This is a genomic window from Escherichia sp. UTM R2 (genome assembly GCF_048593455.1).
Classification (GTDB): Bacteria; Pseudomonadota; Gammaproteobacteria; order Enterobacterales; family Enterobacteriaceae; genus Escherichia; species Escherichia coli.
On sequence record NZ_JBFWDY010000002.1, the window covers coordinates 2229719 to 2242933 of the forward strand.

Below are 13215 nucleotides of genomic sequence, written 5' to 3' on the forward strand. Positions count from 1 at the left end.
CATGCTTTATTGGGATGTATAAATATCCAAAACAACAGGTATAAAAAAATGGGATTAATGGCCTCATTCGAACGTGGAATGGAACGTTTTCTTGTTCCAGTTGCTATCAAGTTAAACTCACAAAAACATGTTGCAGCGGTGAGAGATGGATTCGTTTTTACGTTTCCAATTATCATGGCAAGTTCATTAATTATATTAATTAACTTTGCCATATTATCGCCAGACGGTTTTATTGCCGGATTACTGCATCTGAATAGCATTTTCCCCAACCTTGAAAAAGCACAAGCTATTTTTACTCCGGTAATGAATGGTTCTGTAAATATCATGTCAATTATGATTGCTTTCCTGGTAGCCAGGAATATGGCGATTAGCTATGAGCAAGATGATCTTTTATGCGGATTAACGGCAATAGGAGCATTTTTTATTGTTTATACGCCATATCAGATGATAGATGGGCAAGCATTCCTGACGACCAAATATCTCGGCGCGCAGGGGTTGTTTGTTGCTGTTATCGTTGCATTGATCACCAGTGAAATATTTTGTCGCTTAGCTCGAAACCCAAAAATCACCATAACGATGCCGGCAGCTGTACCGCCTGCGGTAGCGCGTTCATTTAAAGTTTTATTGCCAATATTTTTTGTCATGGTGTTCTTTTCCGCACTTAATTATTGCCTGACACTGATATCCCCGGCAGGACTAAACGATCTTATTTACACATTAATCCAGACGCCGCTCAAACATATGGGAACGAATATCTTTGCGGTAATTATCCTGGGGGCTGTGGGTAATTTCCTGTGGGTGCTGGGGATCCACGGACCTAATACCACATCGGCAATTCGAGAAACCGTTTTTTCTGAGGCTAATCTGGAGAATCTCTCCTGGGCCGCTCAACATGGCACTACCTGGGGCGCGCCATATCCGATTACCTGGACTTCTATTAATGATGCATTCGCCAACTGCGGCGGTTCAGGTATGACGTTGGGGTTATTGTTGGCTATTTTTATCGCTTCTAAGCGTGCGGAATACCGTGATCTGGCAAAAATGTCATTTATCCCCGGTATTTTCAATATCAATGAACCGATAATGTTTGGCCTTCCTATTGTACTTAACCCCATCATGATGGTGCCGTTTATTATGGTTCCCATTGTTAACTGTGCCATTGGTTACTTCTTTGTTTCGATGGAAATTATTCCACCGGTTGCTTATGCCGTGCCCTGGACTACGCCCGGACCTTTAATTGCTTTCCTCGGAACCGGGGGAACTGGCTGGCTTTACTGGTTGGTTTTTTATGTTTAGGTGTGGCGACAATGATCTATTTACCTTTTGTTATTGCCGCCAACAAAGTCAATAACATGACAACTAACGGATAATTCCATTTACCCAGGAAGGAGATTGTGATGTTTGCAGATGAAGAACTTGTTATGGAGTTACTGGTCAACGCGGGGCAGGCACGTTCTGACGCGATGGAAGCCATACGTTGTGCCGGGCAAAAAGACTGGCAGGGCGCAACTCAGCTAATGGCCAGTTCTGAATCTGCCTGTCTTCAGGCACATAAGATTCAGACCGCATTAATTAGTCAGGATGAAGGCTGTGGCAAAATAAAAGTTAATTTAATTCTGATTCATGCACAGGATCATTTGATGAATGCAATATTATGCCAGGATTTAGCCAGGGAAATTATTTCATTAAGAAAAGAACTCCATGCCTGATTTTTTCCTCCAGTGCGATAGCTGGAGGAAATTATTATACTCTTAAGGATAAGTCATGAATATAAAGACGCTTAACGTCAGCCTTTTGTCTTTTTCTATTATTACAGCATTGTTTCCATTGAACGCGATGGCAACAAAATTAACCATAGAGCAGCGCCTTGAATTGCTTGAAAATGAATTGTCGCAAAATAAACAAGAGCTGAAAGCAACACAGAATGAACTGGGAGTATATAAATCCCGACTTTCGACCTTACAAAAAAGCATCACGGAAAACAAATATAAATCAGCCTCGCTTGCTGAAATATCAGCGACATCTCCCGTCGCTGATAACATCAAAAATGAAAACGGTGAACAGAACTCGTTTACCGCAGCGCATACTATAAATGGATCGCAGCAAGTTGCCGTTATTGAAAGTAAAGGCGACAAAACCACTATCGAAAGCGTGACCCTGAAAGATATCAGTAAATATATAAAGGATGATATTGGGTTCAGCTATCAGGGGTACTTCCGCTCAGGCTGGGGTACTGGTAATCACGGCTCACCACAAACTTATGCAGCGGGTTCTCTGGGACGTTTTGGTAATGAGATGAGCGGTTGGTTTGACCTGACCTTAAATCAGCGTGTTTATAATCAGGACGGTAAAACGGCAAATGCGGTCGTTACCTATGATGGCAACGTGGGTGAGCAGTATAACGATGCCTGGTTTGGTGACAGTGCCAATGAAAATATCATGCAGTTCAGCGATATTTACCTGACAACGCGAGGTTTTTTACCCTTCGCACCAGAGGCAGACTTCTGGGTCGGCAAACATAAACTCCCGCAATATGAGATCCAGATGCTGGACTGGAAAACCTTAACCACGGATGTCGCCGCGGGTGTGGGGATTGAAAACTGGGCACTTGGTGTAGGGCTGTTTGATATGTCCTTAAGCCGTGATGATGTCGATGTTTACTCTCGTGATTTTTCGCGTACCAGCCAGATGAATACCAATTCTGTGGATGTTCGTTATCGCAATATCCCGTTATGGGATGATGCGACATTATCATTAATGGCTAAATATTCCGCACCTAATAAAACGGATCAACAACAAGATAACGAAAATCACAACAGTTATTTTGAAATGAAAGATAGCTGGATGCTGACTTCTGTTTTACGGCAAAACCTGCAACGCGATACGTTTAATGAATTTACGTTACAGGTTGCCAATAATTCCTATGCCAGCAGTTTTGCCAGTTTCTCAGATGCCAGTAATACGATGGCGCACGGTCGCTATTACTATGGTGACCATACCAATGGGATCGCCTGGCGTTTAATCTCTCAGGGCGAGATGTATCTTACTGACAATATTATTATGGCTAACGCGCTTGTCTATTCTCACGGCGAAGATGTTTATAGTTATGAAAGTGGTGCTCATAGTGATTTTGACAGTATTCGCACTGTAATAAGACCGGCCTGGATCTGGAATACATGGAATCAGACGGGGCTTGAATTAGGCTGGTTTAAGCAACAGAACAAAACTCAGCAGGGTGTAACACTAAATGAATCGGCTTATAAAACGACACTCTGGCATGCATTGAAAGTGGGTGAAAGCATTTTAGGTTCACGACCAGAAATTCGCTTCTATGGAACGTATATCAATATTCTGGATAACGAATTATCGAATTTTAAGTTTAATGAGAACAGCAAAGACGAGTTTATGGCCGGCATCCAGGCGGAAGTCTGGTGGTAATCTATTTTAGTTAAGGAGTTGTGTATGTCAGGATTTAAAAAAGGTTTTTTATGGGGCGGCGCGGTAGCCGCGCATCAGTTGGAAGGTGGCTGGAATGAAGGAGGAAAAGGCATCAGTATCGCTGATGTGATGACTGCTGGCGCTCACGGGGTGCCGCGTGAAGTGACAGAAGGCGTTATCGACGGGCTTAATTATCCCAATCATGAAGCAATTGATTTTTATCATCGCTATAAAACAGATATTCAGTTATTTGCCGAGATGGGATTCAAATGCTTTCGAACTTCCATTGCCTGGACACGAATCTTTCCGCAAGGTGACGAACAGGAGCCGAATGAAGAGGGTTTACAATTTTATGATGATCTGTTCGATGAATGCCTTAAGCAGGGAATGGAACCTGTGGTGACGCTTTCACATTTTGAGATGCCTTATCATCTGGTGACAAAATATGGTGGCTGGCGAAACCGTAAACTGATCGACTTTTTTATCCGCTTCGCATCAACGGTCTTCACGCGCTATAAAGAAAAAGTAAAGTACTGGATGACGTTTAACGAAATCAATAATCAGGTGAATTTCAGCGAAAGCCTGTGTCCATTTACTAATTCCGGTATCTTGTATTCGCCAGAGGAAGATATCAATGAGCGCGAACAAATAATGTACCAGGCGGTACATTACGAGTTAGTTGCCAGTGCCCTGGCGGTACAGACTGGAAAATCGATCAATCCTGAATTTAACATTGGCTGTATGATCGCCATGTGCCCCATCTATCCTCTGACGTGTGCACCCAACGATATGATGATGGCCACGAAAGCGATGCATCGTCGTTACTGGTTTACTGATGTTCATGCTCGTGGATATTATCCGCAACATATGCTGAATTACTTTGCCAGGAAAGGATTCAACCTCGATATCACACCAGAAGATAACGCGATTCTTGCCAGTGGATGTGTCGACTTTATCGGTTTTAGCTACTACATGTCTTTTACGACACAATTTTCGCCCGATAACCCGCAACTGGATTATGTTGAACCACGAGACTTGGTCAGCAACCCTTATATCGATACATCCGAATGGGGATGGCAAATTGATCCGGCAGGGCTACGTTATTCACTCAACTGGTTCTGGGATCATTTTCAATTGCCGCTGTTTATTGTCGAAAATGGATTTGGTGCAGTTGACCAGAGACAAGCTGACGGCACGGTGAACGATCACTATCGCATTGATTACTTTGCTTCCCATATTCGGGAAATGAAAAAAGCCGTAGTCGAAGATGGTGTTGACTTAATTGGCTACACCCCGTGGGGCTGCATTGACCTGGTTTCTGCCGGAACAGGGGAAATGAAAAAGCGCTACGGAATGATTTATGTCGATAAAGACAACGAAGGGAAGGGAACGCTGGAACGGATACGTAAAGCGTCGTTTTACTGGTATCGGGATCTCATCGCCAACAATGGCGAAAATATTTGAGACTTCAGGAAGATATTACGGAGATGTCAGGCTCTGTGATCAGAGCCTGACAATAACTACATAGCGTGTTGATTATAATAGGGCACGCCGAGCGCATCCGACTTATCACTGCCAGTACCCATGTGATTTAAATCAAACGGTGGTTGTTCCTGCGATGGGGGAACAACCACGACATTGGCACAAGAAGTAACAACTGGCTGCGTGGTTTGTTCCGCAACGCCCTGCGCGGAAAAGAGAATAAGCGCAGCTGCTATTGCGGATGAAAGTGGTTTCATGATTGCCTCAGTGACGTTGTCACGTTATCAACTAGCTGTTGTAATGATTTAATGGATGTAAAAAGCGCGATTCGCCCTGCATATTGGTCATCCGGTATTTATGCGGCGGAACATCAAAGTAATTTTTGAAGGTTCGGGTCAGAGTTTGTTGCGACTCGAAGCCATATCGTTCTGCCAGATAGAGTATCGGCTCGTTACTTTCCTTCAGCTTTTGCGCGATTTCCGTCATCTTACGGCTGCGGATGTATTGGCCTAATGAATGACCGGTTTCTTTTTTAAACATCCGTTGCAGGTGCCATTTAGAGTAACCCGAACGCTCTGACACTTTCTCCAGTGACAGTGGCGATTCCAGGTTGTCCTCGATCCAGTCCAAAATGCTATGAATGGTAATAGCGTCAGTATTGCGTCTGGACATCGTCATACCTCTTTTTTGTTTACGGCAGGACTTTCTTAAGCAAATGCTCAAGTGTTGCCACTTCGTCCGCCGTCAGGTTTTTTGTTAATTCTTGATGCAGGTCCTGGCCAACTAATTGATGGCATTGTTCGCATATTGCCGCGCCGCTGGTGGTAAGTTTTACCAATACGCCGCGCTTATCATTCGGGTTCGGCAACCTTTCAACCCAGCCTTTACAGACCAGGCGATCCAGCATACGGGTGAGTGCTCCCAGGTCGACCGACAACACTTTTTTCAGTTCAACCGGAGTAATACACGCCGCGCAGCGGATAGAGCAGAGCACCTTAAACTGTGCCGCGGTAATATCCAGCGGAGACAGATACTCGTTAAGCAGACGATCTTTCTTCTGATTAACCATATGGATTAAGCGACCCAATGGAATAATTTCATTGAACAGATCGCTGGTACTTTTCACATTAGTTGCCCTGGCAAGTAATTAGTTGCAGGGGATAATATTGCCCAGGCAAGTATAAGTCAAATGAATGAATTGACCGATGCCACGTTTTGCTAAATCGGTTCAAGTTTTGGTCAATGCGATGCAAGGTTAGCTAAAGAGTGACACTTTATCCTTGTTTACCCCTTATACTTTTCGCTGATAACCCAGATACACAGGATAACAACCACCAATGTTAGATTTGTTTAAAGCAATTGGCCTGGGGCTGGTGGTGTTGCTGCCGTTAGCTAACCCATTAACAACTGTCGCACTATTTCTTGGCCTGGCAGGCAACATGAACAGTGCCGAACGTAATCGTCAGTCGTTGATGGCCTCGGTGTACGTATTTGCCATCATGATGGTGGCGTATTACGCCGGGCAACTGGTGATGGATACATTTGGCATTTCGATTCCCGGTCTGCGAATTGCAGGCGGCTTAATCGTCGCGTTTATCGGTTTTCGGATGCTCTTTCCGCAACAGAAAGCGATTGATTCACCGGAGGCGAAAAGCAAGTCGGAAGAGCTGGAAGATGAACCCAGTGCCAATATTGCTTTTGTACCACTGGCAATGCCAAGTACCGCCGGTCCGGGAACCATTGCGATGATTATTAGCTCGGCGTCCACAGTGCGTCAGAGTTCAACCTTCGCTGATTGGGTACTGATGGTTGCGCCGCCGCTGATCTTTTTCCTGGTGGCGGTTATTTTGTGGGGAAGTCTACGCAGCTCTGGCGCAATTATGCGGCTGGTGGGCAAGGGTGGCATTGAAGCGATCTCCCGTCTGATGGGATTCCTGCTGGTATGTATGGGTGTGCAGTTTATTATTAACGGCATCCTGGAAATCATTAAAACGTACCATTAAAAAAGGCCCGAATGGGCCTTTCAACTATTGCGTCTGTTCTTCGAGTGTCGCTGGCCAGCGGCGAAATATAATGATTGACCATATTAACGCGGCAAAAGCAGGCACCGCGCCCACATAACCAATCATCGACATTGACCAGTGCAAACTCACCTGATTACCTACCAACGCACCCGCCCCGATTCCAATATTAAATATGCCGGAGAATAGCGCCATCGCGACGTCGGTAGCATCTGGTGCCAGCGCCAGCACTTTAACCTGCATACCAAGCCCGATGATCATCATCGCGATCCCCCAGAAAATACTCAGCACCCCGAGGTGTATTTCACTGTTCGCCGCAGGTAACAGCAATGTCAGGCACACCAGCAACAGCGCAATCGCCGTACTTACCAACGCAGACGCATACTGATTACCCAGTTTACCGAAAATTACGCTGCCAATAATGCCCGCACCACCGAGTAATAACAGTAATGCCGTGGCAAAGTTGGCGCTGAATCCCGCAATGTTTTGCACAAAAGGCTCGATATAGCTGTATGCCGTGTAATGGGCGGTGACAACCACCACAGTTAACAAATAAATGCTCATCAATGCCGGGCGGCGGAACAATAGCGGGAGGCTTTTCAATGAACCGGAATGCTCACTGGGCAGTAAGGGAAGTAACTTAATCAGGCACAAAAGGGTGATAAGCGCCCCAATACCAATCGCGAAGAAGGTCATTCGCCAACCGAAATACTGGCCCACAATGCGCCCGAGAGGTAAACCTAAGACCATCGCCAGTGCTGTACCGGTGGCAATTAAACTCAATGCCTGTGCTCGCTTCCCGGCCGGAGCCATACGGATCGCCAGAGACGCCGTAATCGACCAGAAAATTGCATGCGCAAAAGCCACACCAATGCGACTGATCACCAGAACGGTAAAGCTCCACGATAAAAACGACAGTACATGGCTGGCAATAAACACCACAAACAGGCAGATCAGTAATTTGCGCCGTTCAACCTGGCTGGTCATTAACATAAAAGGCAATGACATTAGCGCCACTACCCATGCATAAATGGTCAACATAATGCCGACCTGAGCGGTTTGCATGTGAAAACTTTGCGCAATGTCAGAGAGCAGGCCAACAGGGACAAATTCGGTGGTGTTGAAGATGAAGGCGGCGACTGCCAGCGTAACGACCCGTAGCCACGCCACTTTGCGGGAAACAGTGTTTGTTGTCATAACAGATTATCGGGTGAGTTGCGAAAAAGTGATGAAATGATCTTAAAACGGTTAATGATGTGAATACAATGCATTTGTGATCTGGATCGCGTTTTCCGTTTCTCTGACGCTGATTCTGTTCCGCGTCAGAGAGTCGGTAACATCACGGTTTAATGACGTTCAGGGAGGTCTGGCGTTTTGGCGGTTGCGGGTATAGGTGGTCTGACAGGGGAGCGAGGCCTGTTTTTCACCAGGTCTTCGTGAGTAACTTTTGGCGGCGTTTCATTTTTTACAAACAGTTTGAGGGTCCTGCGCGCCATATGTTTGATAATTTTATCATCACTTAATGATGCTGGCATCAACACGTCATTCAGATCACTTTCATTGGGATTCATAAATTGGTGATAGTGCAATAACATATTGGCGAAAAATAAAAAAAAGTCCTGAAAATGAGGAGATTCTTGTTCTGCTAAAAGGGATAAAAAGCAGATGCAGACTTCGGGTAGTACATGTTTGTTAGAACCTAATGAATCCATCAGGCTTTGCAATAAATCCTCTTTTAATTCGCCGTCTGTTATGTCGAGAATGGCGGTGATCAAGTTAGGATCTTTATTGACGAACCATCTGTGAACCTCAGAGTTACTCCATAATCGGGGGAGTATGACAAAATTACCGCGAGAGATAAAATTCAGGACAAGCAAATCAAACTGGCGTAAGTAATCTGCAGCGGTATGGCGATCCGGAGGCAGGGGTTCAATATGTGGTGTATGCGCTCTTTTGATGGGAACGCCAAGGTTGATCATTGGAAATTGTTCAATAAAATCATTCAGAAACAGAAATGGCACACGCTCGACGCCGGTCTGAAATACGCGCCCCATAGTGACAGGCTTTGGGTTGGGAGCGCAAAAATATTAATTTCTCCATCATGGCGAAAATTATCTAAATAAATAGGGCTTAAATTTATTACTACCTGAAATTCAATATTTTCTTTGTGTCTTCCATTCTTGACGGGATAAGTGAGTTTAAACTGAACCTTTTCATTGTATAGCGTGTCGTTACCCCGAAAAGAAGTCCTCTGAATATATGATAAGTTATCAAGGTTATTAAATATCTTTTTTGTGGCTGAGTTGATGTTTAAAGACGTGCGCCACTCTTCATCACATATTATTGTACTTGGCGCATCAATAAAGTCCTTTAAAACTTCTTTTACCTGTGGTGCAATATTACGAACGGGAAAATCATCAGGAAGAGATATGTAATTGCTGATGCTTACTGGCGTAACCATATTTGCCCCATATAGTCATAAGTCATCGGAACATCACTATATAGAGCATATTAGCCGCAAGAACTATCAAAATAGCTCATTGGTAACTCTGTTTTGCCGAGTCAGACACATCCAGTAGTTGAATAAATGCCTCAAGCGGACGCGTTTTCGCACCGCGACGCCAGACCAGCCAGGTTGTTAACCAACGCCATTGCTCAGCTAACGGCCACGCTTCAACCTGGTGATGCCCCGGCATACTTTCCAGCATAGAGCGTGGAATAAGCGCAATGCCTGCTCCTGCGACCACACAGGCCAACATTCCGTGATAAGACTCCATTTCATGGATAGTTCCCGGAGCGGCACCGTCAGCATGAAACCAGCTCTCGAAGTGGCGACGATACGAACAATTGGCGCGGAAGGCATAAATGTTACTGCCGTTAACCTGACTGGCGCGGATTACTGGCGCATGACCTTGTGGCGTGACGATCATCAGCTCCTCGCGGTATACCGGTATCCCGTCAATGGCAGTATGGTTAATGGGCCCATCAATAAATGCCGCATTCAGTTTTCCCTCCAGCACTCCTTCCAGCATAGTGCCGGAAGGGCCGGTGGAAAGTGAAAACTGAATTTTGGGATAACGATGGTTGAATTCCGCCAGCGTGGCCGGAATGCGCACTGCTGCGGTGCTTTCCAGCGAACCAAGAGAAAATAAACCTTGCGGCTCATCGCCAGCGACAACGCTCCGCGCTTCATCCACTAACGCGAGAATTTGTTGGCTATAGCGTAAAAAGTTATGCCCGGCAGGAGAGAGACGTAAACGCTGATTCTCGCGAATAAACAGATCTACCCCCAGTTCTGTTTCCAGCTGGCGTAGACGGGTAGTGAGATTCGACGGTACGCGATGCACTTTTGCTGCAGCCTGGGTAATGCTGCCAGCTTCGGCAACCGCGTTGAACATCTCCAGTTGGGTCAGATCCATAACATTCTCGATTCGTGAATAAGTGGCTTAATATTATTCATTTTAAAGCAAGAGTAAATCTGCGTATCTTCATACCATGACTCATAAAGGAGATACCCCGATGACCATTACTCCGGCAACTCATGCAATTTCAATAAATCCTGCCACGGGTGAACAACTTTCTGTGCTGCCGTGGGCTGGCGCTAACGATATCGAAAACGCACTTCAGCTGGCGGCAGCAGGCTTTCGCGACTGGCGCGAGACAAATATAGATTATCGTGCTGAAAAACTGCGTGGTATCGGTAAGGCTCTGCGCGCCCGTAGCGAAGAAATGGCGCAAATGATCACCCGTGAAATGGGCAAACCAATCAATCAGGCGCGCGCTGAAGTGGCGAAATCGGCGAATTTGTGTGACTGGTATGCAGAACATGGTCCGGCAATGCTGAAGGCGGAACCTACGCTGGTGGAAAATCAGCAGGCAGTTATTGAGTATCGACCGTTGGGGACGATTCTGGCGATTATGCCGTGGAACTTTCCGTTATGGCAGGTGATGCGTGGCGCGGTTCCCATCATTCTTGCAGGTAACGGCTACTTACTTAAACATGCGCCGAATGTGATGGGCTGTGCTCAGCTCATTGCCCAGGTGTTTAAAGATGCGGGAATCCCGCAAGGCGTATATGGCTGGCTGAATGCCGACAACGACGGTGTCAGTCAAATGATTAAAGATTCGCGCATTGCTGCTGTCACGGTGACCGGAAGTGTTCGTGCGGGAGCAGCTATTGGCGCACAGGCTGGAGCGGCACTGAAAAAATGCGTACTGGAACTGGGCGGTTCGGATCCATTTATTGTGCTTAACGATGCCGATCTGGAACTGGCGGTTAAAGCGGCGGTAGCCGGACGTTATCAGAATACCGGACAGGTTTGTGCAGCGGCAAAACGCTTTATTATCGAAGAGGGAATTGCTTCTGCATTTACCGAACGTTTTGTGGCAGCTGCGGCAGCCTTGAAAATGGGCGATCCCCGTGATGAAGAGAATGCTCTCGGACCAATGGCTCGTTTTGATTTACGTGATGAGCTGCATCATCAGGTGGAGAAAACCCTGGCGCAGGGTGCGCGTTTGTTACTGGGCGGGGAAAAGATGGCTGGGGCAGGTAACTACTATCCGCCAACGGTTCTGGCGAATGTTACCCCAGAAATGACCGCGTTTCGGGAAGAAATGTTTGGCCCTGTTGCGGCAATCACCGTTGCGAAAGATGCAGAACATGCGCTGGAACTGGCTAATGATAGTGAGTTCGGCCTTTCAGCGACCATTTTTACCACCGACGAAACACAGGCCAGACAGATGGCGGCACGTCTGGAATGCGGTGGGGTGTTTATCAATGGTTATTGTGCCAGCGACGCGCGAGTGGCCTTTGGTGGCGTGAAAAAGAGTGGCTTTGGTCGTGAGCTTTCCCATTTCGGCTTACACGAATTCTGTAATATCCAGACGGTGTGGAAAGACCGGATCTGACGCGACATATTCAGCTCTGATATACTCGCAGGTCTTTTCAGACCTGCGGTCCAGGAGTAGAAAGTGGCAGTCGCCATGGATAATGCAATTTTAGAAAACATCTTGCGGCAAGTGCGGCCGCTCATTGGTCAGGGTAAAGTCGCGGATTATATTCCGGCGCTGGCTACAGTAGACGGTTCCCGATTGGGCATTGCTATCTGTACCGTTGACGGACAGCTTTTTCAGGCCGGAGACGCGCAAGAACGTTTTTCCATTCAGTCTATTTCCAAAGTGCTGAGTCTCGTTGTCGCCATGCGTCATTACTCCGAAGAGGAAATCTGGCAACGCGTCGGCAAAGATCCGTCTGGATCACCGTTCAATTCTTTAGTGCAACTGGAAATGGAGCAGGGTATTCCGCGTAATCCGTTTATTAATGCTGGTGCGCTGGTGGTTTGCGATATGTTGCAAGGGCGATTAAGCGCACCACGGCAACGTATGCTGGAAGTCGTGCGCGGCTTAAGCGGTGTGTCTGATATTTCATACGATACGGTGGTAGCGCGTTCCGAATTTGAACATTCCGCGCGAAATGCGGCTATCGCCTGGCTGATGAAGTCGTTTGGCAATTTCCATCATGATGTGACAACCGTTCTGCAAAACTACTTTCATTACTGCGCTCTGAAAATGAGCTGTGTAGAGCTGGCCAGGACGTTTGTCTTTCTGGCTAATCAGGGGAAAGCTATTCATATTGATGAACCTGTGGTGACGCCAATGCAGGCGCGGCAAATTAACGCGCTGATGGCGACCAGTGGTATGTACCAGAACGCGGGGGAGTTTGCCTGGCGGGTGGGGCTACCGGCGAAATCTGGCGTTGGTGGCGGTATTGTGGCGATTGTTCCGCATGAAATGGCCATCGCTGTCTGGAGTCCGGAACTGGATGATGCAGGTAACTCGCTTGCGGGTATTGCCGTCCTTGAACAATTGACGAAACAGTTAGGGCGTTCGGTTTATTAATGCAGTCTCTCGATCCACTCTTCGCGCGTTTATCCCGTTCAAAATTTCGCTCTCGCTTTCGTCTGGGCATGAAAGAGCGTCAGTATTGCCTGGAGAAAGGCGCGCCAGTCATCGAACAACATGCGGCGGATTTTGTCGCTAAACGTCTTGCTCCGGCATTACCGGCTAATGACGGTAAGCAAACCCCCATGCGCGGGCATCCGGTGTTTATCGCTCAGCACGCCACCGCGACCTGCTGTCGCGGTTGTCTGGCTAAGTGGCATAACATTCCGCAGGGTGTTTCGTTAAGCGAAGAACAACAACGTTATATCGTGGCGGTAATCTATCACTGGCTGGTTGTACAGATGAATCAGCCATGAGAATTGCGGAAAACGAT

At 46.8% G+C, this 13215-nt stretch carries 12 protein-coding genes and 2 pseudogenes; 8 read left to right on the forward strand and 6 right to left on the reverse strand.

Going from position 1 to position 13215, the window contains the following annotated elements:
* Positions 1–48: 48 nt before the first annotated feature.
* The 4 genes and pseudogenes from AB4H76_RS11675 (at position 49) to AB4H76_RS11690 (ending at position 4902) form a co-directional block, all read left to right on the forward strand.
* Positions 49–1370, forward strand: a pseudogene (locus AB4H76_RS11675) (PTS sugar transporter subunit IIC).
* A 27-nt stretch (positions 1371–1397) separates the two neighbouring features.
* Complete coding sequence (locus tag AB4H76_RS11680) at positions 1398–1709, forward strand: PTS lactose/cellobiose transporter subunit IIA (protein ID WP_001296721.1); 312 nt, start codon at positions 1398–1400, stop codon at positions 1707–1709.
* A 55-nt stretch (positions 1710–1764) separates the two neighbouring features.
* Positions 1765–3438, forward strand: coding sequence for a carbohydrate porin (locus tag AB4H76_RS11685; protein ID WP_077491360.1), 1674 nt, complete (start codon positions 1765–1767; stop codon positions 3436–3438).
* A gap of 24 nt (positions 3439–3462) precedes the next feature.
* Positions 3463–4902 (forward strand): 6-phospho-beta-glucosidase, encoded by a 1440-nt coding sequence (locus AB4H76_RS11690; protein WP_000012618.1) that lies wholly within the window; start codon positions 3463–3465, stop codon positions 4900–4902.
* 56 nt (positions 4903–4958) lie between these two features.
* Here the strand turns inward: AB4H76_RS11690 and marB are convergent, their stop codons facing one another.
* The 3 genes from marB to marR are packed head-to-tail and all read right to left on the reverse strand — an operon-like array spanning position 4959 to position 6046.
* Positions 4959–5177 carry a multiple antibiotic resistance protein MarB gene (gene marB / locus AB4H76_RS11695; protein ID WP_000803659.1) on the reverse strand — a complete coding sequence of 73 codons (219 nt, stop codon included), beginning with the start codon at positions 5175–5177 and terminating at the stop codon, positions 4959–4961.
* A 31-nt stretch (positions 5178–5208) separates the two neighbouring features.
* Positions 5209–5592 carry an MDR efflux pump AcrAB transcriptional activator MarA gene (gene marA / locus AB4H76_RS11700; protein ID WP_000091199.1) on the reverse strand — a complete coding sequence of 128 codons (384 nt, stop codon included), beginning with the start codon at positions 5590–5592 and terminating at the stop codon, positions 5209–5211.
* A gap of 19 nt (positions 5593–5611) precedes the next feature.
* The gene (gene marR, locus AB4H76_RS11705; protein WP_000843419.1) at positions 5612–6046 is read right to left on the reverse strand and encodes a multiple antibiotic resistance transcriptional regulator MarR; all 435 of its coding nucleotides are present in this window, start codon (positions 6044–6046) and stop codon (positions 5612–5614) included.
* 211 nt (positions 6047–6257) lie between these two features.
* Here marR and marC point away from each other — a divergent pair, with 211 nt between their 5' ends.
* Positions 6258–6923, forward strand: coding sequence for an NAAT family transporter MarC (gene marC, locus AB4H76_RS11710; RefSeq protein ID WP_000885033.1), 666 nt, complete (start codon positions 6258–6260; stop codon positions 6921–6923).
* A 24-nt stretch (positions 6924–6947) separates the two neighbouring features.
* On the opposite strand, the gene ydeA is transcribed toward marC, so the two are convergent.
* The 3 genes and pseudogenes from ydeA to ptrR all read right to left on the reverse strand — a co-directional run bounded on the left by ydeA (position 6948) and on the right by ptrR (position 10360).
* Complete coding sequence (gene ydeA, locus AB4H76_RS11715) at positions 6948–8138, reverse strand: L-arabinose MFS transporter (protein WP_000210804.1); 1191 nt, start codon at positions 8136–8138, stop codon at positions 6948–6950.
* A gap of 149 nt (positions 8139–8287) precedes the next feature.
* A pseudogene (yneK, locus tag AB4H76_RS11720) lies at positions 8288–9402 on the reverse strand (putative protein YneK).
* Positions 9403–9478: 76 nt separating this feature from the next.
* Positions 9479–10360: a putrescine utilization regulator PtrR gene (ptrR, locus tag AB4H76_RS11725; protein ID WP_000366497.1), complete on the reverse strand. Its 882-nt coding sequence runs from the start codon at positions 10358–10360 to the stop codon at positions 9479–9481.
* Between the two features lie 100 nt (positions 10361–10460).
* On the opposite strand from ptrR, the gene sad reads away from it, so the two are divergent.
* From sad to AB4H76_RS11740, 3 genes are all read left to right on the forward strand, one after another.
* Positions 10461–11849, forward strand: a complete 1389-nt coding sequence (sad, locus tag AB4H76_RS11730; RefSeq protein WP_001296740.1) for a succinate-semialdehyde dehydrogenase — start codon at positions 10461–10463, stop codon at positions 11847–11849.
* A 63-nt stretch (positions 11850–11912) separates the two neighbouring features.
* The gene (gene glsB, locus AB4H76_RS11735; RefSeq protein ID WP_000257409.1) at positions 11913–12839 is read left to right on the forward strand and encodes a glutaminase B; all 927 of its coding nucleotides are present in this window, start codon (positions 11913–11915) and stop codon (positions 12837–12839) included.
* Complete coding sequence (locus AB4H76_RS11740; RefSeq protein ID WP_001191027.1) at positions 12839–13198, forward strand: DUF4186 domain-containing protein; 360 nt, start codon at positions 12839–12841, stop codon at positions 13196–13198. The genes glsB and AB4H76_RS11740 overlap by 1 nt, the downstream gene beginning before the upstream one ends.
* The last annotated feature ends 17 nt before the right edge of the window (positions 13199–13215 follow it).